General features: G+C 50.6%; 18 protein-coding genes. 15 read left to right on the top strand and 3 right to left on the bottom strand.

What is annotated here, in order from left to right:
• Positions 1 to 29 precede the first annotated feature (29 nt).
• The gene (acrR, locus tag WCT94_RS08425) at positions 30 to 671 is read left to right on the top strand and encodes a multidrug efflux transporter transcriptional repressor AcrR (RefSeq protein ID WP_336869064.1); all 642 of its coding nucleotides are present in this window, start codon (positions 30 to 32) and stop codon (positions 669 to 671) included.
• Positions 672 to 714: 43 nt separating this feature from the next.
• Here acrR and rsmS read toward each other — a convergent pair whose 3' ends face one another.
• On the bottom strand, positions 715 to 903 hold the full coding sequence (gene rsmS / locus WCT94_RS08420) for a pleiotropic regulatory protein RsmS (protein ID WP_336869063.1): 189 nt from the start codon (positions 901 to 903) through the stop codon (positions 715 to 717).
• A 36-nt stretch (positions 904 to 939) separates the two neighbouring features.
• Complete coding sequence (gene priC / locus WCT94_RS08415) at positions 940 to 1,476, bottom strand: primosomal replication protein (RefSeq protein ID WP_336869062.1); 537 nt, start codon at positions 1,474 to 1,476, stop codon at positions 940 to 942.
• A gap of 209 nt (positions 1,477 to 1,685) precedes the next feature.
• Between priC and WCT94_RS08410 the strand changes: the two genes are divergently transcribed.
• The 8 genes from WCT94_RS08410 (at position 1,686) to hemH (ending at position 10,240) form a co-directional block, all read left to right on the top strand.
• Positions 1,686 to 2,081, top strand: a complete 396-nt coding sequence (locus WCT94_RS08410; protein ID WP_015839367.1) for a DUF454 family protein — start codon at positions 1,686 to 1,688, stop codon at positions 2,079 to 2,081.
• Positions 2,082 to 2,297: 216 nt separating this feature from the next.
• On the top strand, positions 2,298 to 2,852 hold the full coding sequence (gene apt / locus WCT94_RS08405; protein ID WP_336869081.1) for an adenine phosphoribosyltransferase: 555 nt from the start codon (positions 2,298 to 2,300) through the stop codon (positions 2,850 to 2,852).
• A 74-nt stretch (positions 2,853 to 2,926) separates the two neighbouring features.
• Entirely contained in the window at positions 2,927 to 4,984 is a 2,058-nt protein-coding gene (gene dnaX / locus WCT94_RS08400) for a DNA polymerase III subunit gamma/tau (RefSeq protein ID WP_336869061.1), read from the top strand.
• A 40-nt stretch (positions 4,985 to 5,024) separates the two neighbouring features.
• Positions 5,025 to 5,354 (top strand): YbaB/EbfC family nucleoid-associated protein, encoded by a 330-nt coding sequence (locus WCT94_RS08395; RefSeq protein WP_010286242.1) that lies wholly within the window; start codon positions 5,025 to 5,027, stop codon positions 5,352 to 5,354.
• On the top strand, positions 5,354 to 5,959 hold the full coding sequence (gene recR / locus WCT94_RS08390; protein WP_319846951.1) for a recombination mediator RecR: 606 nt from the start codon (positions 5,354 to 5,356) through the stop codon (positions 5,957 to 5,959). Before WCT94_RS08395 ends, recR begins: the two co-directional genes overlap by 1 nt.
• A gap of 179 nt (positions 5,960 to 6,138) precedes the next feature.
• The gene (htpG, locus tag WCT94_RS08385) at positions 6,139 to 8,022 is read left to right on the top strand and encodes a molecular chaperone HtpG (RefSeq protein WP_336869080.1); all 1,884 of its coding nucleotides are present in this window, start codon (positions 6,139 to 6,141) and stop codon (positions 8,020 to 8,022) included.
• Between the two features lie 263 nt (positions 8,023 to 8,285).
• Positions 8,286 to 8,930, top strand: coding sequence for an adenylate kinase (gene adk / locus WCT94_RS08380; RefSeq protein WP_336869060.1), 645 nt, complete (start codon positions 8,286 to 8,288; stop codon positions 8,928 to 8,930).
• A gap of 347 nt (positions 8,931 to 9,277) precedes the next feature.
• Complete coding sequence (gene hemH / locus WCT94_RS08375; RefSeq protein WP_336869059.1) at positions 9,278 to 10,240, top strand: ferrochelatase; 963 nt, start codon at positions 9,278 to 9,280, stop codon at positions 10,238 to 10,240.
• A 103-nt stretch (positions 10,241 to 10,343) separates the two neighbouring features.
• On the opposite strand, the gene ybaL is transcribed toward hemH, so the two are convergent.
• Entirely contained in the window at positions 10,344 to 12,029 is a 1,686-nt protein-coding gene (ybaL, locus tag WCT94_RS08370) for a YbaL family putative K(+) efflux transporter (RefSeq protein WP_336869058.1), read from the bottom strand.
• 668 nt (positions 12,030 to 12,697) lie between these two features.
• On the opposite strand from ybaL, the gene ushA reads away from it, so the two are divergent.
• The 6 genes from ushA to WCT94_RS08340 all read left to right on the top strand — a co-directional run bounded on the left by ushA (position 12,698) and on the right by WCT94_RS08340 (position 25,590).
• Positions 12,698 to 14,347, top strand: coding sequence for a bifunctional UDP-sugar hydrolase/5'-nucleotidase UshA (gene ushA, locus WCT94_RS08365; protein ID WP_336869057.1), 1,650 nt, complete (start codon positions 12,698 to 12,700; stop codon positions 14,345 to 14,347).
• Between the two features lie 235 nt (positions 14,348 to 14,582).
• On the top strand, positions 14,583 to 16,604 hold the full coding sequence (locus WCT94_RS08360) for a discoidin domain-containing protein (protein WP_336869056.1): 2,022 nt from the start codon (positions 14,583 to 14,585) through the stop codon (positions 16,602 to 16,604).
• A 177-nt stretch (positions 16,605 to 16,781) separates the two neighbouring features.
• Positions 16,782 to 18,821: a discoidin domain-containing protein gene (locus WCT94_RS08355; protein ID WP_336869055.1), complete on the top strand. Its 2,040-nt coding sequence runs from the start codon at positions 16,782 to 16,784 to the stop codon at positions 18,819 to 18,821.
• Positions 18,822 to 18,984: 163 nt separating this feature from the next.
• The gene (locus WCT94_RS08350; RefSeq protein WP_336869054.1) at positions 18,985 to 20,982 is read left to right on the top strand and encodes a discoidin domain-containing protein; all 1,998 of its coding nucleotides are present in this window, start codon (positions 18,985 to 18,987) and stop codon (positions 20,980 to 20,982) included.
• Between the two features lie 163 nt (positions 20,983 to 21,145).
• Positions 21,146 to 23,146, top strand: a complete 2,001-nt coding sequence (locus WCT94_RS08345; protein ID WP_336869053.1) for a discoidin domain-containing protein — start codon at positions 21,146 to 21,148, stop codon at positions 23,144 to 23,146.
• Positions 23,147 to 23,436: 290 nt separating this feature from the next.
• Entirely contained in the window at positions 23,437 to 25,590 is a 2,154-nt protein-coding gene (locus WCT94_RS08340; RefSeq protein WP_336869052.1) for a carbon starvation CstA family protein, read from the top strand.
• Positions 25,591 to 25,626: the final 36 nt, after the last annotated feature.

Here is a 25,626-nt window from a genome sequence, read left to right as displayed (position 1 = left end):
AGCGTTATGGCACGAAAAACCAAATTATCATGGCACGAAAAACCAAAGAACAGGCTCAGGAAACCCGACAACAGATACTGGATACCGCGTTAAGAGTGTTCTCTGAGCATGGTGTGTCTGCGACTTCATTGTCCGACATTGCGACTGCTGCTGGTGTGACCCGCGGTGCTATTTATTGGCACTTTAAGAACAAGGCCGAAATTTTCGATGAGATCTGGGCGCTGGCAGAGTCAAAAATCAGTGAGTTTGAAATAGAGTATCAGACAAAATTCCCTGATAATCCACTCCGCGTAATGCGTGAATTATTGATTTATATGCTGCGTTTAACGGTTAGTGATACTCACTGGCGATCCATTATGGAGATCGCTTTTCACAAATGTGAGTTTGTCGGTGAAATGTTGCAATCGTATAATGCGCGCAAAGAGCTTTATCTTTCCTGCTATGTCGATATTGAAGAAAATCTGATTAAGTGCATTCATATGGGCATGTTGCCGACGGACATTCATCCACGCCGAGCAGCGATTGCGCTGCGTGCCTATTTTTCCGGCGTGATGGAGAACTGGCTATTCATGCCGGAAAGTTTCGATCTCGATCAGGAGGCTCCGGCACTGGTGGATGCCTTTATCGATATGCTGCATTTTAGCACGGCGCTGCGTAAACCCGCTGCGTAAACCCGCTGTGTAAGCCGTCGCTGCACGGCGCTAATGCCTCTTATCACTTAAGTGACTTCTCCTTGATAGAGAGTTCAACGTCACTCTCCTCTTTTGAGCGCTTTTTCTCAAAATCGGTACGTACAATCTCCAGCGCAGCCAGCGCGATACGTGGTTCGATCTGGTTTTCTTCCAGCAACATAATCAAATCGACCGCTAGCTTGATTTCGGGTGGGGCATTTTCAAGTGACATAACGTCATTCCTCTTTTTCCTCGGCGAGCCGCTGCGCTATAGCCCTTGTTCCCGGCGTTCGATCTGACGCTCCAGTCGCGACAACGCCTGACGGCAGCGCGATAGTCGGCTTTCCAGTGCCGCCAGCTCTTTTTGTAACCGCTGTTGCTCGCTGAAAAGCGTCTGCGTGATGAGCAGGCTTTCTCTATCTTGAATCATGGAGAGCAAACGGCGTTCATAATCCTGATGTTCTGCCAGTTTGTGGTACACATCTTCCGGTGGCGGGGCGGCATGTTGCTCTTGCCTGCGTAATGATTGCGTTGCCAGTTCGCGCTGTAGTGCGGCTATCTGGCTGACCAGTTTTTCTGCCAGAAATGCTACGCGTTCGGTGCGTTGCTCGGCGACCAGCTGTTTTATTGCATGCAAATTTTGCTCAACTTCGGCGCGATAATCCCGTAGTCGGGTGCCGTAGCTGCTAAAAAGCTGGCGATCGAAGCGCGATTGCGGCACGGCTTTATCCGCCAGCGGTTCGAGTTCTTTCGCCAGCGTAGTAATTTGTTGTTCAAGCGCCTGCAGCAATCGGTGCGTATTCACGGGTTTCCCTTACGGTAAGGCTGATGATTCAGCGAGTCGGTGCGTGGTGTATCGATAATCGTCAGCCAACATCGCCTTAATACACTGCATGAGGATATCTTAACTAATCCATCAGGCAAGGTGGTGATAAAGTGTGATGGACATTGTCGTAGACAAGACATATTGAGTAGACAAGACATATTGGTAGCGAACAAAGTATAAAGGTGAATATGTATCGCGTGTTGCTGATTATATTAGGGTGGGTTTCCGTTGTGCTGGCAACATTGGGTGTCGTGTTGCCTTTATTACCGACCACGCCTTTCTTGTTACTGGCCGCCTGGTGTTTTGCCCGTTCGTCTCCGCGTTTCCACGACTGGCTATTATACCGTTCTTGGTTTGGCAGCTATTTGCGCCATTGGCAGCAACATCGGGCACTGCCGCCGGGAGCAAAATGGAAGGCGGTTACCATGATTCTGTTAACGTTCGCACTTTCGCTCTGGCTGGTCAAACTGGTTTGGGTCAGGATCTTGCTATTGGTCATTTTGGCTATTTTGTTGACCTTCATGCTTCGTTTACCCGTGCTTGATCCAGAACAACAAACGCAGGGCGCGAATCCGAAAAGATAGCATAAGCGGCGATCCTGTGACGGAAATACAAAAAATACGCACCCAGAGTGTGGATAGTTGCATTTGTCCGTCACTTTGACTAGATTTGACCGTTTTCGTGCACGGGTCGCCATTTTCCTCTTTGTCATAATGCCTCTTCATCATGCCATATGATGATGAAAGCCTTGTGGTGACCGGCATTTGTATGTTCAGAACGTTTTATCAGGCACAACTATGATGACCGTAACAGCGCAGCAGCAGGCAGAATTAATTAAAAACAGTATCAAAAGCATCCCCGATTATCCGAAGCCGGGCATACTGTTCCGTGATGTCACCAGCCTGCTGGAAGATCCTGTGGCCTATGCGGCCAGTATTGAGATGCTGGCGAACCGTTACCGCAACAGCGGCGTGACGAAGGTTGTCGGTACGGAAGCGCGTGGTTTTCTGTTTGGCGCACCGGTTGCTTTAGCGCTGGGCGTGGGTTTTGTTCCCGTGCGTAAACCGGGCAAGCTGCCACGTCCGACGATCAGCGAAAGCTATGAACTCGAGTATGGTTCCGATACGCTGGAAATCCATTCAGATGCGATCTCTGCTGGCGATAATGTGCTGGTGATCGACGATCTGCTGGCAACGGGCGGTACGCTTGAAGCGACGGTGAAATTGATTCGTCGTCTGGGTGGTACGGTCAACGATGCCGCTTTTATCATTAATTTGTTCGATCTGGGCGGCGAGCAACGCCTGACCGAGATGGGTGTCACCTGCTATAGTCTGGTTGACTTCCCCGGACATTAATCATAACAGTCTCGCCGATAGCGGCGTGGCTGTGTTAGCATGATCGCCTCAATAACTCGACTGTTGCGGTATTGATGAGCTATCAGGTTCTTGCCCGTAAGTGGCGTCCCCAAACCTTTACCCACGTTGTCGGTCAGGAACATGTCCTGACCGCGCTGGCTAACGGCCTTTCCCTAGGCAGAATCCATCACGCTTATTTGTTTTCTGGCACCCGTGGCGTCGGGAAGACGTCGATTGCCCGTTTGCTGGCAAAAGGGCTGAACTGTGAACAGGGCGTGACGGCAACGCCGTGTGGTCAGTGCGATAACTGCCGCGAAATCGAACAGGGCCGTTTTGTCGATTTGATCGAAATCGATGCCGCGTCTCGTACTAAAGTAGAAGATACGCGCGATCTGCTGGATAACGTGCAGTACGCCCCCGCGCGTGGACGATTTAAGGTGTACCTGATTGACGAAGTACACATGCTATCGCGCCACAGCTTTAATGCGCTGCTGAAAACGCTGGAAGAACCGCCTCCGCACGTTAAATTTCTGCTGGCGACCACCGATCCGCAGAAACTGCCAGTGACCATTCTGTCACGCTGCCTGCAATTTCACCTCAAAGCGCTGGATGTTGAACAGATTCGCGCGCATCTGGAACAGGTATTACAGGCAGAAAATCTCGTCAGCGAACCCCGAGCGCTGCAGCTTCTGGCACGTGCTGCCGATGGAAGTTTGCGTGATGCGCTGAGCCTGACCGATCAGGCCATTGCTATGGGGCAGGGGCAGGTCACGACCGCTTCCGTCAGCCAAATGCTGGGCACGCTGGACGATGAACAACCGCTGGCACTCATTGAGGCGCTGGCGAAAGGCGATGGTGCGCAGGTCATGTCGCTGTTAGATCAGGTCGCGGCACGGGGTGTGGACTGGGAATCGCTGCTGGTAGAAACCCAGACGCTGTTACACCGCATTGCTATGGTTCAACTGCTGCCTGCGGCGTTGGGTGATGATTACGCGGCCGTTGAAGCCCGTATGCGAGATTTAGCGCGTGCGCTGCCGCCAGCGGATGTGCAGCTTTATTACCAGACGATGTTAATTGGCCGCAAAGAGCTGCCTTTCGCGCCAGATCGGCGGATGGGCGTTGAAATGACGCTACTGAGAGCGCTGGCGTTTCATCCCAGTCAGATTATCGCTGAACCGGTAGCGCCCGTTCAGGTTGCACAAGCGCCAGCTATTCAACCCGCTGTGCCGCAGGCCGTTGCCACGGCCTCGACGAGGGCCCGTACACCAGCACCGCAGAACAGTGAACCTCCGGCTGACGTGCTGACGCCATCGTATTCGCCCGAACCACCGCTGGATGCATCCGCGTATGCGCCGCCGTTAGGAGAACCGCCTGCTTCAAGCGGTTCTCCTGAGCAGTATGGTGAGAGTGAACTGCCTGATGCGACGTCCCAACTGCTACAGGCGCGCAGTCAGCTACTGCGAAAACAGGGGAGTACGCCACCAAAAAAGGCTGAACCGGCAGCGTCTGACAACACGCGGCCGGCAACCTCAGCGCTGGAGCGATTAGCTTCTGTGACTGAGCGCAGCATTCAACGGCAAAACGCGAAAACGTCTCCTTCTGAGCCTAAAAAACCGGAAGCGTATCGTTGGCGGGCGCAAAACAAAGTCGATGAAGAAAAGGTCGATGTGGCGACGCCAAAAGCACTGCGTTCGGCGTTAGAACACGAAAAAACGCCGGAACTGGCAGCACGGCTGGCGGAAGAGTCACTGGAGCGGGATGCCTGGGCAGCGGAAATCCATCGCCTGACGCTGCCAAAGCTGGTACAACAGCTGGCACTTAATGCGTTTAAAGAGAGCGAAGAGGCGGGCAAAGTCCATCTGCATCTGCGTTCATCCCAGCGGCACTTGAATTCTCCAGCGGCGCAAAAGACGCTGGCGGACGCATTGACGGCTCACTACGGGCATCCTGTAGAATTATTGATTACTGAAGACGACAATCCGGCGGTGCGAACGCCGCTGGAGTGGCGTCAGGCTATTTATGAAGAAAAACTGGCGCAGGCGCGTCAGTCGATTCTGGCCGACACAACGATTCAAACGCTGCGGCGTTTCTTTGATGCGGAACTGGACGAAGAAAGTATCCGCCCTGTTTAACCGCTGCGAGTGCGCAGCCCGACGTGATAGAGAGAAAACTATGTTTGGTAAAGGTGGAATTGGCAACCTGATGAAGCAAGCCCAGCAGATGCAGGAAAAAATGCAGCAGATGCAGGAAGAAGTGGCAAATCTGGAAGTCACGGGCGAATCGGGTGCAGGTCTGGTGAAAATCACGATCAATGGTGCGCATAACTGCCGCCGTGTTGAGATCGACCCAAGCCTGATGGAAGACGACAAAGAGATGCTGGAAGACCTGATCGCCGCGGCGTTCAACGATGCTGCTCGTCGTATCGCAGAAACGCAGAAAGAGAAAATGGCAGCGGTTTCCAGCGGCATGCAACTGCCGCCGGGCTTCAAGATGCCGTTCTGATGCAAACCAGTCCGCTTCTTGAATCACTGATGGAAGCGCTGCGCTGTCTGCCGGGCGTTGGGCCCAAATCGGCACAGCGCATGGCGTTTCAATTGCTGCAGCGTAACCGCAGTGGCGGTATGCGTTTGGCGCAGGCGTTGACGCGGGCGATGTCCGAAATCGGCCACTGTAGCGATTGCCGGACATTCACCGAGCAGGACGTTTGTGCGATTTGTTCGAATCCGCGCCGCCAGCAAAACGGGCAGATTTGCGTGGTGGAAAGTCCGGCGGATATTCAGGCTATCGAACAGACGGGGCAGTTTGCCGGTCGTTACTTTGTGCTGATGGGGCATTTATCGCCACTTGATGGCATTGGCCCGGACGATATCGGTTTGGGGCGGCTGGAAGAGCGCCTGCAGGTGGAATCGATCAACGAAGTGATTCTGGCAACCAACCCGACGGTAGAAGGCGATGCTACGGCGAACTATATCGCTGAACTGTGTGCGCAACACGGTGTGATGGCCAGCCGTATTGCCCACGGTGTTCCCGTTGGCGGCGAGCTGGAAATGGTTGACGGCACAACGCTGTCCCATTCACTCGCAGGACGCCAGCCTTTCCGGTTTTAATCTGTCGGCTGCCAGCGTCATTATCTGGTAGCCGCAGTCTTGCTTTCCCTCTCATCGCACCGTTTTCTTTTTCCGCTGAAATTTACCCCTTGAAATCATCCTGGTTTATCCCCATTTGCTACTTATCGTCAGTTTAATCAGCCTGAATAATATTAGGATTGAGGTAAGCAACAATGAGTATGAAAGGCCAAGAAACTCGCGGGTTCCAGTCCGAAGTTAAGCAACTCCTGCATTTGATGATCCATTCGCTCTATTCCAATAAAGAAATTTTTCTGCGTGAATTGATTTCCAATGCCTCCGATGCGGCAGACAAATTACGTTTCCGTGCGCTGTCCGCACCGGAACTGTATGCGGGCGATGGCGACCTGCGTGTGCGGGTGTCTACGGATAAAGAAAAACGCACGCTGACGATTTCTGATAACGGCATCGGCATGAGCCGTGATGAAGTGATTGATAATCTCGGTACGATTGCGAAATCTGGCACCAAGGCGTTTCTGGAATCCATGGGTTCCGATCAGGTTAAAGATAGCCAACTGATTGGCCAGTTCGGTGTGGGCTTCTACTCTGCCTTTATCGTGGCGGATAAAGTGACTGTGCGTACCCGTGCTGCGGGCGCGAATGCCGATCAAGGCGTGTACTGGGAGTCTGCCGGGGAAGGCGATTACACCATCGCCGACATCACCAAAGACGATCGCGGTACGGAAATTACTCTGCATCTGCGTGAAGGTGAAGACGAGTTCTTGGATGACTGGCGTGTGCGTTCCGTCATCAGCAAATATTCTGACCATATCGCGCTGCCGGTAGAAATCGAATCTCAGACAGAAAGTGAAGAAGAAGGCGGCGAGTCCACGGTTAGCTGGGAGAAAATTAACAAGGCGCAGGCCCTGTGGACGCGCAGTAAATCTGAAGTCAGCGATGATGAGTACAACGAATTCTATAAGCATATCTCCCATGACTTTACCGATCCGCTGAGCTGGAGCCACAACCGTGTGGAAGGTAAGCAGGAATACACCAGCCTGCTTTATATCCCTGCTCGTGCACCGTGGGACATGTGGAACCGCGATCATAAACACGGCCTGAAATTGTACGTTCAGCGCGTTTTCATTATGGATGACGCCGAACAGTTCATGCCGAACTACCTGCGTTTTGTTCGCGGCCTGATTGATTCCAACGATCTGCCGCTGAACGTTTCCCGTGAGATTCTGCAGGACAGCCGTGTGACGCAAAATCTGCGTAATGCGCTGACTAAGCGTGTGCTGCAAATGCTGGATAAGCTGGCGAAAGACGACGCGGAAAAATACCAGACGTTCTGGCAGCAGTTTGGTCTGGTGCTGAAAGAAGGCCCGGCGGAAGACGGCAGCAACCGTGAAGCGATTGCGAAACTGCTGCGTTTTGCTACCACGCAATCCGACAGCTCTGCGCAGACGGTGTCGCTGGAAGATTACGTTAGTCGGATGGTGGAAGGTCAGGACAAGATCTACTACATCACCGCAGACAGCTATGCGGCAGCGAAGAGCAGCCCACATCTGGAGCTGTTCCGTAAGAAAGGTATCGAGGTATTGCTGTTGTCCGAGCGCATTGACGAGTGGATGATGAGCTACCTGACCGAGTTTGACGGTAAATCCTTCCAGTCTGTCAGCAAGGCCGATGAGGCGTTGGACAAGCTGGCTGACGAAGAAAACGAGGAACAGAAGGAAGCACAGAAAGCGCTGGAGCCGTTCGTTGAGCGTGTGAAAACCCTGCTGGGTGAGCGTGTTAAAGACGTGCGTTTCACCTACCGTTTGACCGATACGCCTGCGATTGTCGTGACGGATGCGGATGAGATGAGCACGCAGATGGCAAAACTGTTCGCCGCAGCGGGCCAACAGGCACCGGAAGTGAAGTACATTTTTGAACTGAACCCGGAACACGCGTTAATTAAACGTGCCGCTGACGTTTCTGATGAAGCGGAGTTTGGCGAGTGGGTTGAGCTGCTGCTGGATCAGGCTCTGCTGGCCGAACGTGGGACGCTGGACGATCCGAACCTGTTCATTCGTCGTATGAATCAGCTGTTAAGCGCCTGATAGTGATACCTTCCAGACCCCGGTGTTACCGGGGTCTTTCCCCCGATTTTTACGCTTCCTTGCGTTATTGAACGTTTCCTCGTCTACACTGAATGGCAACATTGGGTAGAGGACAAACCGAATTTTTAGGTATCTGGCTTTTTTTCATCTGCCTACGCGTTGCTGAAGCGAGCCCGTTCCTTGAGCATAAGCGTCTGGAATGGTATGGTTTAGCGTTTTTCAAATTTATTTTATAAATATTACATAGCAAGGGGATTTACGCGATGCGTATTATTCTGCTGGGCGCTCCGGGCGCAGGCAAAGGTACTCAGGCTCAATTCATCATGGAAAAATACGGTATTCCGCAGATTTCCACGGGGGACATGCTGCGTGCTGCGGTAAAAGCGGGTACTGAATTGGGCAAACAGGCTAAAGAAATCATGGATGCAGGTAAACTCGTCACTGATGAACTGGTCATTGCTCTGGTTAAAGAACGCATCGCCCAGGACGATTGCCGTAACGGTTTTCTTCTGGATGGCTTCCCACGCACCATTCCACAAGCTGATGCCATGAAAGAAGCAGGTATCAATGTGGATTACGTTATCGAATTCGCCGTTCCTGACGAACTGATCATCGATCGTATCGTTGGTCGTCGCGTGCATGCGGCGTCCGGTCGTGTCTATCACGTAAAATTCAATCCGCCTAAAGTTGAAGGCAAAGACGACGTGACAGGTGAAGATCTGAGCATTCGTAAGGACGATCAGGAAGATACCGTGCGTAAACGTCTGGTTGAGTACCATCAGCAGACCGCGCCACTGGTTTCTTACTATCAGAAAGAAGCGGATGCGGGTAACACGCGTTATTTCAAAGTGGAAGGCACGCGTAAAGTGGAAGAAGTGCGCGCAGAACTGGAAACGATTCTGGGCTAATTTTTCGCTGCGAGTCCCACCTTGTCACAGAAATGCCAGACTACCGTCTGGCATTTTTTCGTTCTGAAATCCTCACTGACCTGGTTTCCTCTATTGATAGCATCGGTGTTATCCCTAGTATCTACCCGTATTTGTTTAGCTTTTTTTCGCTACAATATACCCGTCATACTTCAAGCTGCATGTTCGTTGGCTTCCCTTGCTCACCCCAGTCACTTACTTGTGTAAGCTCCTGGGGATTCGTGCGGTTGCCGCCTGCCTGCAACTCGAATTATTTAGGGGATAGACACTTGATGTTACGCACGGGCGGGCTGAGAGAAGGCCTGCTTCTCCATAAAAGGAAGACGGCGATGAAACAAGAGAAATACGGTGTGCTGATGGTGAACTTAGGGACACCCGATGCGCCGACGCCGCAGGCGGTAAGGCGCTATCTGGCTGAGTTTCTAAGCGATCGACGCGTGGTGGATACGCCGCGTCTGCTATGGTGGCCGTTACTGCGCGGTATCATCCTGCCAACCCGCTCGCCGCGGGTGGCGAAGCTCTATCAATCGGTGTGGATGGAGGGCGGATCGCCGCTGTTGGTGATTAGCCGTCGACAGCAGCAGGCGCTGGCCGCACGAATGCCGGAAACGCCTGTTGAGCTGGGCATGAGCTATGGTTCGCCCAGCCTGCGTTCAGCGCTGGATAAATTGTTGGCGCAGGGCGTAACGCAGCTGGTGGTCTTGCCGATGTATCCGCAATATTCCTGCTCAACAACCGCAGCGGTGTGGGATGGGCTCGCGGCACAGCTGCGTGATAATCGTCAACTGCCTGCGATTCGCTTTATCCGCGATTACGCCGAGCATCCTGCTTATATTGCGGCGCTGAAGCACCGTGTCGAGCAGTCTTTTGCCGAACATGGTGAACCGGACAGGTTAGTGATCTCTTATCACGGTATCCCCGTGCGGTATGCCAATGAAGGAGACGACTATCCGCAACGCTGTCGGGCGACCACGGAGGCGCTGATTGCTGCGCTGGGGCTGCCGGAAGGGAAAGTGATGATGACCTTCCAGTCGCGTTTTGGCCGTGAACCCTGGCTGACGCCGTACACGGATGAAACTATGCAGGGGCTGCCCGCGCAGGGCGTTAAACATATTCAGATTATGTGCCCGGGTTTTGCGGCTGACTGTCTGGAGACGTTGGAAGAGATTCAGGAACAGAACCGTGAAATTTTCCTGCATGCAGGCGGAGAGGCTTTCCACTATATTCCTGCGCTCAATGACGATCCGCTGCACATCGACCTGCTGGAACAGTTAGTGAGTAAAGTAGAGTAGGGACGAGGTTGCCTTGTCTGGTGATGTTTAAAGGCATGGCGCACAGCGTAAAAAAATGGCGGGCAAATTAAGCCCGCCATTTTTGTCTCTAACGTGTCGCTATTTAGATAGGGCACGCCTGAGGTGCAGGAGGGAGGTCATCCAACTTCAGCAACGTGATCATGCTATTGGCGATTTCCCGCTCGCCCATGACCACCTCGTTGGCACCGTGCTCGGTAATATAGCTGACTTCATCGTCATAGTGCGCGCGGGCGATAATCTCCAGATCGGCACGTTTCTCACGGGCTGCCGCGACGATTTCCCCGGCTTCATAGCCGTTCGGAATCGTCAGCAATAACCAGCGGGCACAGTCCAGACGCGCAATGTCCATGATTTCAGGTTTGGTCGCGTTACCCAATACCGCTTTAATGCCCTGTTCACGCAAGGCATCAACGCGGGTACGGGAATTCTCAATGACCACGATGGGAATACCAGCCTGATGGAGCTTGGCACCAATCAGGCTACCCACGCGACCATAGCCGACCAGCAGCGCATGGTTGCACATATCGACAGGAATCTGTTTCTCTTCCTCAATCGCTTCTTCCACGATCTGCTCTTCAATGGTTTCATGCTTCGCCAGATAGCGCTCAAGCAGCGTAAACAGCAGCGGGTTTATCATGATGGAGAGGATGGCACCAGCCAGCACCAGATTCCGTCCCTCTTCGGACAGCAGCCCCAACACAATGCCGAGCCCGGCCAGAATAAAGGCAAACTCTCCGATCTGCGCCAGGCTGGCGGAAATCGTTAGTGCCGTTCGCTTGGAGTGACCAAAGAGTCGAACCAGCACGAAAGCGGCGGCTGACTTACCGAACACGATAATAGCCAGCGTGATCAGCACGGAAATGGGGTCGTTCAGCAGGATCATCGGATCAAACAGCATACCGACGGAAACGAAGAACAGGACGGCGAAAGCATCGCGCAGCGGCAGCGTATCGTGTGCCGCACGCTGGCTAAGTTCTGATTCGTTCAGTACCACGCCAGCGAAGAATGCGCCCAGAGCAAAGGAGACATCAAACAGTTTCACTGCACCGAAGGCGATACCCAGCGCCATGGCTAACACCGCCAGCGTGAAAAGCTCGCGTGAACCGGTGCTGGCGCTTTTTGCTAATACCCACGGTACCAGACGGCGACCGACGACAATCATCAGGGTAATAAACGCAATCACTTTACCGATGGTCCAGGCTAAATCGGTCAGCAGTTTGCTGGTGTCGGCATGCTCAGCGCCGATCATGTCACCGAAGGCTGGCAGCAGAACCAGCGTCAGCACCATCGCCAGATCTTCCACAATCAGCCAGCCGATGGCGATTTGACCGCGTTGGCTATCAATAAGCTGTCGTTCCTCCAGCGCGCGTAGCAGAACCACGGTACTGGCGGTAGACAGACAGAGGCCAAAAACCAGGCCGCTCGCCAGGCTCCAGCCCAGCATGGAGGATAATCCCATTCCAAGCAGCGTCGCCACGGCAATCTGGGCTATTGCGCCAGGAATGGCGATGGACTTTACCGCCATAAGGTCTTTCAGCGAGAAGTGCAGGCCGACGCCAAACATCAGCAGGATGACGCCAAGTTCGGCCAGCTCTGAGGCCAGTGACGTATCGGCGACAAAACCAGGGGTAAAAGGACCGACAAGTACGCCTGCGGCAAGGTAACCAACAAGGGGAGAGATTCGCAGGCGGTTTGCCAGAATGCCAAGGAGGAAGGCAAGAACCAGCCCTCCAGCGATAGTAGAAATTAGCGGTGTTGCAGCATGCATCCCAACTCCTTGTGCCATAGGTGAAACATAATTGAGCGGATTTACCCTTCTTGCCTTGACGCTACAGCGTGGTTAGCGGCGCTTACGTACCCTTATCACTCTTATATATGTATCGAAAAGCGTATTGGATCCGTTCGTTTGCTGTCTGGCTGCAACGCCAATTATTCTGGGTATACACAAATTCTATTGCATATAGCGAAATGTTGCTTGGGTAAAAGTGGTATTTTATGAAAAATATCAGTTTCTCCAGCTAAAGGTAGTGTAACACAGATTTCGGTATGGTTTCTCGCGATAAGCATTGATAAACATGCGTAATTATTCTGATAGCGTGATGTTATTGGCGCTAATGCCTTACTGCTTTTCTGTGTATTCAGCGGAATAATTTTATCCACCGGGGTAAAACGCCGGAAAATAGAGGATAAACGGTGTGTTGCCAGGTTATTCCGGTGAAGTATCCATATTAGCAAGAGTTCGTGACGGCACGACGACAGCATCGGGTCAGCGAGCTATCACTAGAGCGGCTATACCTCATCTGATTTTGTCGACTATCGCACATTGCTAACGGACGGGGCGAATGTGCTTCGCGCATTGTTCATCTTGCTGTGCTAATTTGTGTAGTGAATTTCTCAGTGGTTCCACTGGGTCTTTAAAATAAACGGAGATTTATCATGCGCTTTTCAATAAAAGCTCTGGGATGTGCGATGGCGGTATCGCTGGCGCTAACGCCTGTTATGTCAATGGCTTGGGAGAAAGATAAAACATACACCATCACCATTTTGCATACGAATGATCACCACGGGCACTTCTGGCATAACGACCACGGCGAATATGGGCTGGCGGCGCAAAAAACGCTGGTCGATCAGATTCGTCAGGAAGTGGCGAGTAAAGGTGGCAGCGTACTGCTGCTTTCCGGCGGTGATATTAATACTGGCGTGCCTGAGTCCGATTTACAGGATGCGGAGCCCGATTTTCGTGGTATGAACATGGTTGGCTATGATGCGATGGCGCTTGGCAACCACGAATTTGATAATCCGCTGTCTGTCCTGCGTCAGCAGGAAAAATGGGCAAAATTCCCGCTGTTATCGGCCAATATCTACCAAAAAAGCACCAATGAACGCTTATTTAAGCCTTATGCTCTGTTCGACAAGCAAGGTGTGAAAATCGCGGTTATCGGCCTGACAACGGACGATACGGCCAAATTAGGCAATCCTGAGTATTTTACCGATATCGAATTCCGTAATCCTTCTACGGAAGCGAAGCAGGTTGTTGAGCAATTGCGTAAGAGCGAAAAGCCAGATGTGATTATTGCTGCGACGCACATGGGACACTATGACGATGGTAATCATGGTTCCAATGCTCCGGGCGATGTAGAAATGGCGCGTAGCCTGCCTGCTGGATATTTGGACATGATTGTCGGGGGACACTCGCAGGATCCGGTCTGTATGGCGCAGGAGAATAAAAAACAGGTGGATTATGTGCCGGGTACGCCTTGTGCTCCCGATCGTCAGAACGGCACCTGGATTGTGCAAGCACATGAGTGGGGAAAATATGTTGGCCGTGCTGATTTCACATTCCGCAATGGTGAATTGAAGCTTGAGCATTACCAGCTGATTCCAATCAACCTGAAGAAAAAGGTAGAAAAGGACGGTAAGACCGAACGTGTTTTCTATACGCAGGAAATCACGCAGGATGCTGACGTCATGAAAATGCTAACGCCGTTCCAGGAGAAAGGACAGGCGCAACTGGGCATCAAGATCGGTAGTGTGAAAGGCAAACTGGAAGGCGATCGCAATCAGGTGCGTTTCCGTCAGACCAATCTGGCACACGTGCTGTTGTCGGCACAGCTTGAGCGTGCAGGGGCAGATTTTGCCATTATGAGCGGCGGTGGCGTACGTGACTCGATTGAATCAGGCGATATCACCTATAAAGATGTCCTTAAGGTTCAGCCGTTTGCCAATACGCTGGTTTATGTGGATATGAAAGGCAGCGATGTCGAGAAATATCTCGCCGTTGCAGCGAATAAAAAGGTGGATTCCGGCGCCTATGCACAATTCCTCAACGTCAGCCTGACGGCGGACGGACAGGGTGTACAGAACGTGAAAATTAAAGGTGAGCCGTTGCAGGCAGACAAAGTTTACCGCATGGCAACGCTGAACTTTAATGCGATGGGCGGTGATGGCTACCCGCGTCTTGATAACCTGCCGGGCTATGTGAACACCGGTTTTGTCGATGCTGAAGTGCTGAAGCAATATATCGAGAAGCATTCTCCGCTGGATGCGGAAGCCTACGCACCGAAGGGTGAGATCGTTTATAAATAACGGATAGTGATGGCGGTTTTTGTCTCTTTGCTGATGACTGAAACCGCCATTTTTTCTGGGACGAGTTCTTAGTGGCTGTGCGGCATTTAGCCCTTTCATTGCAAAAATGAATTGAATCTAATTTACTGATTTAATTGATTAAATAATCTTATGTTTAGTAAAGCGCTTTAAAATAACAGACCCGCCAAATACGCGATACTCCTGATGCACCCTCACTAACGGAGTAGTCGGTACTATGAAAAACGTAAATATTGAAATCAACGTCTGTGGCAGCACGGGAAAATCAACATGCGCTGTTAATCCCCCAATGCAGATCAAGCCTCACACCTGTTGCCATGTGGATACGGATAATCAGTACGAACCGCAATCTGGTGTGTCTGGGGTTTCTTCTGTATTCGGGCGTACCGGTGTCGTGACCGCACAACCAGGCGACTATACGGCCGATCAGATTACGGAAACTGCCACCAGAAAATTTGCCTCGCCGGATGAAAAAGCGGTCTGGAATGCAAAGCAGGATGCATTAATTTCCGGTACCACTATCCGTACGCTCTTTGGTCAGTCGTTGCTGAGCAGTGGTGATCTTTCACTAACGCCAGCACAACTGGGCGCTGCGGCTGTCGGGCATACCCATACCACAGCGGACATCACCGACTACACACAAAAAACGAAGCAGCTCATCCGTTCCTCGCTGGAAGCGGGGGCTGGCGTCACGCTGAGCTATAACCCAGTGAATGAGAAAACCATTATCAGCGCTGCAGGCGGTGGTTCCGGCAGCGGTGGCTCTGGCTATGTTGTTGCCGACCGTCAGGGGGCAACGGCGGGGCAAAATCACGCGTTCAGCATCAGCCCACAAAGCATGTTTAATCTTGCGGCGTACGCGCTGAAAGAAGTCGCTGGCGCAGCGAATCAGACTTATGTGGTTGACGATTTCGGCGTGTCTAGCGAAGAGAACTACAACGTAACTCATGCTGCTGTTTTTGATAATGCATTACATCCCTATGTCGGAAAGCTATATAACCTGGTGCAATCCGGTAATTTTTATTCGTCACCAATCAAATCAGACGGTGAAAGCATTGAAATTGATGCTGTTAATAAAACGCTGATTCCTGTGATGACAGCAAATAGTAGTTCAGTTGGCTACACGGTTGACGCATCGTCTGAGTATTCAGCGCAATATGCAGCGTGGACAGCATTCAACGGAACGTTAAATCGATACTGGGCATCCAAAACCGTACCAACAGTGGCTAACCCACATTGGTTGCGTATTACTATGGTGTCTCCCGCATTGATTGATACATACAGAATAACAAACGAAAACCTGAATCCTGGGCCACTCAGCCCGAAATCATGGATGTTTCAGGGGAGTAATGATGGTACAACGTGGCATACGTTACATACGGTATCTAATGATACTCGCGATGGGAAGGGGGCGGTTCGAGAATATACGTTCACCAATAACACGCCGTATTTATCATTTCGTATTTTAATAACCGAGCATAATGCTGGTCCACATGTCCAAATTGGGGAGCTTGAAATATTCCGCAGCGAGCGACTATTGATTAATGGCAGTGATGGTAAGTGGTATTCAGCGAATAATGGGATATTAACATCGGTCCCAGCACCATCTGTGGCGGCAGATTTTTATAATAATGGTTTTTTGTCATCTGGCGTCATACCTAAATCATCATTGTCAGGAATACAGCCAGTAACAATTTTTTCATCAAAAAATATTGATGCAAAAGTGCTATATACACCGCCTCCTCAAATTGCAATACAGAAAGCCCTATCGAGCGCGGCGTTATGGCCACAAATTAACTCCGCAGTGCTGACCGCTACGCAAACTGGCAACGGTAAAGTGCGTGTTGCTGTCACGCGGGACTTAGTGAACTGGCATGTGTGGCGGAGCGGAGCGTGGGTTGATGTGGGGGCGTTGTCAGTAGATACGGCGGGCGCAACGAAACTGATTGCAGATGGCATGACGCCAACTGAACTCGGTGCTATTAAGGCGGCGCAGTGGACACAGCTGTTTGCATCCAATAACGGTGTGCCGGACTCACTTGCCTTTGCGTTTGCGCTGGATATCACCGATCCCGCGACGGATGTCGCGGCCATTGACCGACTGGTGCTGAACGTCAACGATGCGTCCAGTTGGAAAGTGCAGACGCCAGCGGAAGTGGAAATCCGCTGGCGCACGGACAGCGTGACATTCCGCACCGTAACGGCAGGCAATTACAAACTGGCGTACCAGATGCCGTAATTTCTCTCTTGATTCTCTATTCTACTGGCCGCGTATATCGCGGCTTTTTTATTCTGGCTTTTATAGAAAAAGAAATTATAGAAAAGGAAACTGTAGATTAGTAAAGCGCTTTAAAATAATACCCCGGCCAAATAAGTGATACTCCCTGTGCCTTTTATTAACGGAGTCATCAACACCATGAAAGACATTAATATTGAAGTCAATGTTTGTGACAGTACAGGCAAATCAACATGTACCGTTCATCCCTCTATTCAGGTTAATCCTCACTCTTGCTGTCATTCTGGCAACGGGCAAGAGCCCGGCGTCTCCGGTGTTGCCTCCGTGTTCGGACGGACTGGTGTTGTCACTGCACAAGTCGGCGACTATACGGCCGATCAGATTACCGAAACCGCCACCAGAAAATTTGCCACACCGGATGAAAAAGCGGTCTGGAATGCAAAGCAGGGTGCATTAGTCTCTGGCACCACTATCCGTACGCTCTTTGGTCAATCGCTATTAGGCAGCGGTGATGTTTCGCCGACGCCAGCGCAACTGGGCGCTGCGGCTGTCGGACACACCCATACCACAGCGGACATCACCGACTACCCACAAAAAACAAAACAGCTTATTCATTCCTCGCTGGAAGCCGGTGCGGGCGTCACGCTGAGCTATAACCCGGTGGATGAGAAAACCATTATCAGCGCTGCAGGCGGTGGTTCCGGTAGCGGTGGCTCTGGCTATATCGTTGCCGATCGCCAGGGCGCAACGGCAGGGCAAAATCACGCGTTCAGCATTAGCCCACAAAGTACGTTTAATCTCGCGGCGTACGCGCTGAAAGAAGAAGCGGGTGCAGCAAATCAGACTTACGTTGTTGATGATTTCAATGCGTCGAGTGAACCTAATTATACTGCGACCAGTGACGTTATTTTTGACGGTATCGCCAGCCTTTATACCGGTTCAAATTATCAATTAGTACCGGATGGAAAATTTTACGCTGCTGAAATAAAAGCGGATGGAAGAATTATAAATATATCTCAGGTTGCTAATTCTGATACAGTTATCCCAAAAATGACATCAAATATAGCACCTTTAGGTTATATAGCTAGCGCATCCAATTTTGCTATATCAAATGCAACATATGCACCATGGGTTGCATTTGATGGCTCAAATAACATGGGTAGATTACCGGATTGCTGGAGTACCGATGAATCATGGCAACCGGTTCCCTCTAAACCTCATTGGTTACAAATAGAGTTGCCTAATAAAACTGCTGTCAGTCGATATCAGATTACAAACCGTTCTCAGAATCAATTAGGAGGACCCAATTCATGGATATTACAGGGTAGTGATGATGGAACTGTCTGGATTGATTTGCATCAAGTCATAGATGACAAGAATAACGAAGCTGGAGCTGTCAGAGATTTTAATATTGATGGTGTTGCCAGTTATTCAAAATATCGACTTATGATTACGAAAAAGAATGGAGATAAACCATTTTTAACTATTGCTGAATTTAAATTGTTTCCACCTAGTAGTAAATTTGTTTTCTATGTGGATGGGAAGTACTATGGTGTAACTGAAGGGAACATTACTGAGATTAGCGGTGAGTTGAGTGCTGAGAAAATTAATCAGTACGGTATATTAAATTCGGGGGAGATTAATACAGGAATCACTCTTTTTTCTAAACCGGTAAAAATTGTTTCAGAACAGCCGATTAAAGTGAAAACTCGTTATACACCTTATACACAAATTGCTATTCAAAAATCACTAACGTCCGCCGCATGGGCAAAAATCAATGCTGCAACATTAACGGCAACGCAGACAGGCAACGGTAAAGTACGTGTCGCCGTGACGCGGGATTTAGTGAGCTGGCATGTCTTGCGGAACGGGGCGTGGGTTGATGTTGGTGCGCTGTCAACCGATACGGCGGGGGCAACGGCGTTGATTGCAGACGGTATGACGCCGACTGAACTCGGCGCTATTACGGCGGCACAGTGGGCGCAGCTGTTCTCATCCAATAACGGCGTGCCGTACTCGCTTGCCTTTGCGTTCGCGCTTGATATCACCGATCCGGCGACAGATGTCGCGACGATTGACCGGCTGGTGCTGAACGTTAACGATGCGTCTAACTGGAAAGTGCAGTCCCCCGCGGAAGTGGAAATCCGCTGGCGTACGGACAGTGTGACATTCCGCACCGCAACGGCAGGTAATTACAAACTGGCGTATCAGATTCCGTAATTTTTCTTCCGATTACTGATTCCACTGGCCGCGTATATCGTGGCCTTTTTTACTCTGATTTTTATAGAAAAGGACATGGCAGATTAGTAAAGCGCTTTAAAATAATGCTCCGGTTAAATAAGTGATACTCCCTATGCCCTTTATTAACGGAGTCATCAATGCCATGAAAGATATCAATATTGAAATTAATGTTTGTGACAGTACAGGTAAAGCAACATGTACCGTTCATCCCCCTGTTTGCTGCCATTCAGATAATGGCGGCGGGCAAGAGCCTGGCGTTACCGGCGTTGCCTCTGTATTCGGACGGACTGGCGTTGTCACCGCACAATCTGGCGACTATACGGCCGATCAGATTACCGAAACCGCCACCAGAAAATTTGTTACGCCGGATGAAAAAGCGGTCTGGAGTGCAAAGCAGGATGCATTAATTTCCGGTACCACTATTCGCACGCTCTTTGGTCAATCGCTGTTGGGCAGCGGTGATGTTTCACCGACGCCAGCGCAAATGGGGGCTGCTGCGATTGGACACACACATACCACAGCGGACATCACCGACTACCCACAAAAAACAAAACAGCTTATTCATTCCTCGCTGGAGGCTGGCGCGGGCGTCACGCTGAGCTATAACCCGGTGAATGAGAAAACCATTATCAGCGCTGCAGGCGGTGGTTCCGGTAGCGGTGGCTCTGACTATATTGTTGCCGCTCGTCAGGGCGCAACAGCAGGGCAAAATCATGCGTTCAGCATTAGCCCACAAAGCACGTTTAATCTCGCGGCGTACGCGCTGAAAGAAGTTGCAGGCGCGGCGAATCAGACTTATGTGGCTGATGATTTCAATGCGTCGAGTGAGTCACATTATAACGCGACCAATGCGGTTATTTTTGATGGCACAATGCATGAATATACTGGCGGTATATTCACACTTAATAACCATGATGGCATTTATTCTGCACCAGTTCGAGTTGATGGAAAGTCGATTAATCTTTCCGTTGTTGCAAAATCTGTTGTTCCGAAAATGACATCAAATACAAATCCAATCGGATATGTCATTAGTGCCAGTGATATGTCCAGACCTCAATTTTTACCCTACTTTGCATTTGATAATGACAATAATTTATCTAGCAATGAATATGATTCTTGGGGAGGGTTAAATGCCGCGACGGCAGCTAATCCTCATTGGATTAGAGTTGACCTGCCAGCACCGACGACAATTTCCGGTTATAGCTTTGCTAACAGAACGGTCATTTATAATAATGGTCCGAAAGACTGGGTTTTCCAAGGCTCTAATGATGGAGGGGCAAGCTGGGATGACTTACATGTTGTAAATAATGATGTCAATAATACGCTTGGCGCTGTTCGTCGCTATAATTTCTCGCCTGCAGGAGAATATAAGAGTTTTCGGCTGTTTGTTACTGCTGGTGGCAACAATAACAACTACCTGACATTAAAGAAATTTAACCTATTTCAGTCTGAAAAGGTTTTAATTAGCAGCAAGGGTAAATGGTATTCTGCAAATAATGGCTCATTGACTGAGATTTCCTCGGCTGATTTTGATAGTGGATTTATTAATTCAGGTTGGATATCAAATGAATCAATCTCTGGTTTGTTACCAATCAAGATTGTTGGTAATGCTCAAATTGATTTACGGTCGTCGTATATTCCTTATACACAAATTGCTATTCAAAAATCACTAACGCCAGCCGCATGGGCACAGATCAATGCCGCAACGCTAACGGCAACGCAGACAGGCAACGGTAAAGTGCGTGTCGCCGTGACGCGGGATTTAGTGAACTGGCATGTCTTGCGGAACGGGGCGTGGGTTGATGTTGGTGCGCTGTCAGCCGATACGGCGGGGGCAACGGCGTTGATTGCTGACGGTATGACGCCGACTGAACTCGGTGCTATTACGGCGGCACAGTGGACGCAGCTGTTCTCATCCAATAACAGCGTGCCGGACTCGCTTGCCTTTGCGTTCGCGCTTGATATCACCGATCCGGTGGCTGATGTTGCGACGATTGACCGATTGGTGCTGAACGTCAACGATGCGTCCAGTTGGAAAGTGCAGTCACCTGCAGAAGTGGAAATCCGCTGGCGTACGGACAGTGTGACATTCCGCACCGTAACGGCAGGTAATTACAAACTGGCGTATCAGGTTCCGTAATTTTTCTTCCGATTATCTATTCCAATGGCCGCTATTTTACGGCCATTTTTGCTTCTGTTTTTTATATAAAAGGAAACGATGGATTAGTAAATTGCTTTGAAATAATACACTGGGAAAATAAGTGATACTCCTTATTCCTTTTATTAATGGAGTCATCAATACCATGAAAGATATCAATATTGAAATTAATGTTTGTGATAGTACGGGAAAATCAACCTGTACGGTTCATCCCCATACTTGCTGCCATTCAGATAATGGTGGCGGGCAAGAGCCTGGTGTTTCCGGCGTAGCCTCCGTGTTCGGACGGAGTGGCGTTGTCACTGCACAAGTTGGTGACTATACGGCCGATCAGATCACCGAAACCGCCACCAGAAAATTTGCCTCGCCGGATGAAAAAACGGTCTGGAATGCAAAGCAGGATGCATTAATCTCTGGCACCACTATTCGTACGCTCTTTGGTCAATCGCTGCTGGGCAGCGGTGATGTTTCACCGACGCCAGCGAAAATGGGGGTCGCTGCGGTGGAGCATACTCACACCACAGCGGACATCACCGACTATACACAAAAAACAAAACAGCTTATCCATTCCTCGCTGGAGGCCGGCGCGGGCGTGACGCTGAGCTATAACCCGGTTAATGAGAAAACCATTATCAGCGCTGCAGGTGGTGGTTCCGGTAGCGGTGGTTCTGGCTATATCGTTGCCGATCGTCAGGGCGCAGCGGCAGGGCAAAATCACGCATTCAGCATTAGCCCACAAAGCACGTTTAATCTCGCGGCGTACGCGCTGAAAGAAGAAGCGGGTGCGGCGAATCAGACTTATGTGGCTGATGATTTCAATGCGTCGAGTGAGCCTAATTATAATACGACTAGTGAGGTTGTTTTTGATGACTCAATGAAGTTATTTACAGGAAGGAAATATGAGTTATTGAGTGATGGTGGATTGTTTTCTACTAATGCTAATATTAATGGTAGTAGTGTTGATATATATATATCTAGTCATGGAGAATCGGTTGTTCCTTTTATGATGTCGGACACAACTCCAGTTGGTTATATTGCGAGATCTAGCAGTACTTATGATAGCAGTACCCAAGCATACTCAGCATTTAGCAATAAAGAGAATCAAGTTTGGGCAGCACGAACAGTCCCTATTCAATGGATATCAATAGAATTACCTAATGTGACTGAAATTGTTTCATATCAAATAGATAATAGACCACCGGGTGGGTATAATAATCATCCTAAATCGTGGGCGTTGCAAGGTAGTACTGATGGTAATGTATGGGTTGAAATACATAAAGTAACGAATAGTAATGATAATAATGGTGGTAGCGTTAGAAGTTATGATCTGACAAACCCTGTTAGTTATAAATTTTATAGATTGTATGTGACTGAGGCATTTACTAATGGTGCAGTTATTGTCGGGAAACTAAAACTTATACCTGCGATTGATAGGCGCTTTATATTAAATGCAGGGAAAAATTACACGATAGACAAGAATGGTGGGTTAATTGAAATAACAGATGCTATCACTCCTGAGCTAATCCAATCAGTTGGGGTTTCGGAGATCCGGGGGATTAATCCTGCTAGCCTAGGGTTGCCAGAGGCCGTGAAGGTTATCAGTAGTGAAAATATCGAAATCACGACAAAAGTGAAACCATATTCACAAATCGTTATCAGTAAATCTCTATTATCTGCCTCTGCGGGTTCATGGTCACAGATCAATGCCGCAACGCTAACGGCGACGCAGACAGGCAACGGTAAAGTGCGTGTCGCTGTCACGCGGGATTTGGTGAGCTGGCATGTCTTGCGGAACGGTGTGTGGGTTGATGTGGGTGCGCTGTCAGCCGATACGGCGGGGGCAACGGCGTTGATTGCAGACGGTATGACGCCGACTGAACTCGGTGCCATTACGGCGGCACAGTGGACGCAGCTGTTCTCATCCAATAACGGCGTGCCGGACTCGCTTGCCTTTGCGTTCGCGCTTGATATCACCGATCCGGTGGCTGATGTTGCGACGATTGACCGGCTGGTGCTGAACGTCAACGATGCGTCCAGTTGGAAAGTGCAGTCACCTGCAGAAGTGGAAATCCGCTGGCGTACGGACAGTGTGACATTCCGCACCGTAACGGCAGGTAATTACAAACTGGCGTATCAGGTTCCGTAATCGTTCACGATGCTCAACATTTTACTGGCCGCGAATGTCGCGGCCTTTTCTTTTATACCGACCCATTTATCCCTGCCACTTACCGCGCCATTCTAACCGCTTAACTCGCTATTCTGCCGCCTACCCAAATACCCGCCCCACGCGCGTACGCGATGGCGTAATGTGCCGGTACGATTTTCCTTTATCCGAAATACGCGATGGCCTGCGTTATCGCGCAACGTCTTACCAGGGTTTCTTTTTCCACAGCTAACAAAATCAAACGATTGTAATTTTTAATTGAAGGATGTCTTATGAAGAGCAGTTCCATTCTTAAACACATCCCCTGGATGATTCTTGGAATCATCGGGGCTGCCTGTCTCGGCGTAGTCGCACTACGTCGCGGTGAGCATGTCAGTGCATTATGGATTATTGTTGCTTCTGTCGCCGTTTACCTCGTGGCCTATCGATACTACAGCCTGTATATCGCACAGAAAGTCATGAAGTTGGATCCGACCAGAGCAACTCCTGCCGTTGTCAATAACGACGGTCTTAACTATGTGCCGACGAACCGTAACGTCCTGTTCGGGCACCACTTTGCCGCTATCGCTGGTGCAGGCCCGCTGGTTGGGCCGGTACTGGCCGCGCAGGTCGGTTACTTGCCGGGTACCTTATGGCTGCTGGCTGGGGTAGTGTTGGCAGGGGCAGTACAGGACTTCATGGTTCTGTTTATTTCAACCCGCCGTAATGGCGCGTCGCTAGGCGAAATCGTTAAGAAAGAACTGGGTCCTGTACCGGGTACGATTGCGCTGTTCGGCTGCTTCCTGATCATGATCATTATTCTTGCCGTACTGGCGCTGATTGTGGTGAAAGCTCTGGCAGAAAGTCCGTGGGGCGTCTTTACCGTTTGTTCAACGGTGCCGATCGCGCTGTTTATGGGCATTTACATGCGCTTTATCCGTCCGGGCAAAGTCGGTGAAGTCTCAGTGATGGGTATCGTGCTGCTAGTCTTGGCGATCTGGTTCGGCGGCGTGGTTGCACATGACCCGTACTGGGGCCCAGCGCTGACCTTCAAAGATACGACGATTACCTATACGCTGATTGGCTATGCTTTCGTGTCCGCACTGCTGCCAGTATGGTTGATTCTGGCTCCGCGTGACTATCTGGCAACCTTCCTGAAAATTGGCGTTATCGTCGGTCTGGCGATTGGTATCGTGATCCTGAATCCGGATCTGAAAATGCCAGCGGTAACGCAGTTTGTGGATGGCACTGGCCCAGTCTGGAAAGGTACGCTGTTCCCGTTCCTGTTTATTACTATCGCCTGTGGCGCTGTATCTGGCTTCCACGCGCTGATTGCGTCCGGTACCACACCGAAACTGCTGGCTAATGAAACCGATGCACGTTTCATCGGTTACGGTGCCATGCTGATGGAATCTTTCGTTGCGGTGATGGCCCTGGTTGCGGCATCGATTATCGAACCCGGTCTGTACTTCGCGATGAACACCCCGCCAGCGGCGCTGGGTATTACGATGCCGGATCTGCACCGACTGGGCACGGCGGATGCGCCGATGATTCTGGCTCAGTTGCAGGACGTCTCTGCCCACGCGGCGGCGACTGTTAGCTCCTGGGGCTTCGTAATTTCACCTGAGCAGATTCTGCAAACGGCGAAAGACATCGGTGAGCCTTCCGTTCTGAACCGTGCAGGTGGTGCACCAACACTGGCTGTTGGTATCGCACACGTGTTCCACCAGATCATTCCTGGTGCCGACATGGGCTTCTGGTATCACTTCGGTATTCTGTTTGAAGCGCTGTTCATTCTGACTGCGCTGGATGCAGGCACACGTGCTGGCCGCTTCATGTTGCAGGATTTGTTGGGTAACTTCGTTCCGTTCCTGAAGAAGACCGACTCTCTGATCGCCGGCATCATCGGTACGGCGGGCTGCGTCGGTCTGTGGGGCTACCTGCTGTATCAAGGCGTGGTCGATCCGCTGGGCGGCGTGAAGAGCCTGTGGCCGTTGTTCGGTATCTCTAACCAGATGCTGGCTGCCGTCGCGCTGATTCTGGGTACGGTGATTCTGATTAAGATGAAACGGACACAGTACATCTGGGTAACGCTGCTTCCGGCGATTTGGCTGCTGATCTGTACGACCTGGGCTCTGGGTCTGAAGCTGTTCAGCGACAACCCGCAGTTGGAAGGCTTCTTCTATATGGCGAACATGTTCAAGGGCAAAATTGCGGAAGGCGGTGCTGACCTGAGCGCACAGCAGATTGCGAACATGAACCATATCGTGACCAACAACTATACCAACGCCGGTCTGAGCATTCTGTTCCTGATCGTGGTGTACAGCATTATTGCATATGGTATCAAAGAGGCTCTGGCCGCACGTAAAGTGGCTGAACGTACCGATCAGGAAACGCCGTATGTGCTGGTTCCTGAAGGTGGCGTGAAAGTCTCTTCCGGCCACTAAGTCACTCGCACCCGTCAGATTTTGCGAGACAGCTAG

This window comes from Pectobacterium sp. 1950-15 (assembly GCF_037136835.1).
Classification (GTDB): Bacteria; Pseudomonadota; Gammaproteobacteria; order Enterobacterales; family Enterobacteriaceae; genus Pectobacterium.
This window is presented reverse-complemented; position numbering and strand designations above follow the sequence as displayed.

Excerpts from the sequence above, each read along its gene's own strand:
- acrR (WP_336869064.1), top strand. The coding sequence starts at position 30 with ATGGCACGAAAAACCAAAGAACAGGCTCAGGAAACCCGACAACAGATA.
- rsmS (WP_336869063.1), bottom strand. The coding sequence starts at position 903 with ATGTCACTTGAAAATGCCCCACCCGAAATCAAGCTAGCGGTCGATTTG.
- WCT94_RS08410 (WP_015839367.1), top strand. The coding sequence starts at position 1,686 with ATGTATCGCGTGTTGCTGATTATATTAGGGTGGGTTTCCGTTGTGCTG.
- apt (WP_336869081.1), top strand. The coding sequence starts at position 2,298 with ATGACCGTAACAGCGCAGCAGCAGGCAGAATTAATTAAAAACAGTATC.
- dnaX (WP_336869061.1), top strand. The coding sequence starts at position 2,927 with ATGAGCTATCAGGTTCTTGCCCGTAAGTGGCGTCCCCAAACCTTTACC.
- WCT94_RS08395 (WP_010286242.1), top strand. The coding sequence starts at position 5,025 with ATGTTTGGTAAAGGTGGAATTGGCAACCTGATGAAGCAAGCCCAGCAG.
- recR (WP_319846951.1), top strand. The coding sequence starts at position 5,354 with ATGCAAACCAGTCCGCTTCTTGAATCACTGATGGAAGCGCTGCGCTGT.
- htpG (WP_336869080.1), top strand. The coding sequence starts at position 6,139 with ATGAAAGGCCAAGAAACTCGCGGGTTCCAGTCCGAAGTTAAGCAACTC.
- adk (WP_336869060.1), top strand. The coding sequence starts at position 8,286 with ATGCGTATTATTCTGCTGGGCGCTCCGGGCGCAGGCAAAGGTACTCAG.
- hemH (WP_336869059.1), top strand. The coding sequence starts at position 9,278 with ATGAAACAAGAGAAATACGGTGTGCTGATGGTGAACTTAGGGACACCC.
- ybaL (WP_336869058.1), bottom strand. The coding sequence starts at position 12,029 with ATGCATGCTGCAACACCGCTAATTTCTACTATCGCTGGAGGGCTGGTT.
- ushA (WP_336869057.1), top strand. The coding sequence starts at position 12,698 with ATGCGCTTTTCAATAAAAGCTCTGGGATGTGCGATGGCGGTATCGCTG.
- WCT94_RS08360 (WP_336869056.1), top strand. The coding sequence starts at position 14,583 with ATGAAAAACGTAAATATTGAAATCAACGTCTGTGGCAGCACGGGAAAA.
- WCT94_RS08355 (WP_336869055.1), top strand. The coding sequence starts at position 16,782 with ATGAAAGACATTAATATTGAAGTCAATGTTTGTGACAGTACAGGCAAA.
- WCT94_RS08350 (WP_336869054.1), top strand. The coding sequence starts at position 18,985 with ATGAAAGATATCAATATTGAAATTAATGTTTGTGACAGTACAGGTAAA.
- WCT94_RS08345 (WP_336869053.1), top strand. The coding sequence starts at position 21,146 with ATGAAAGATATCAATATTGAAATTAATGTTTGTGATAGTACGGGAAAA.
- WCT94_RS08340 (WP_336869052.1), top strand. The coding sequence starts at position 23,437 with ATGAAGAGCAGTTCCATTCTTAAACACATCCCCTGGATGATTCTTGGA.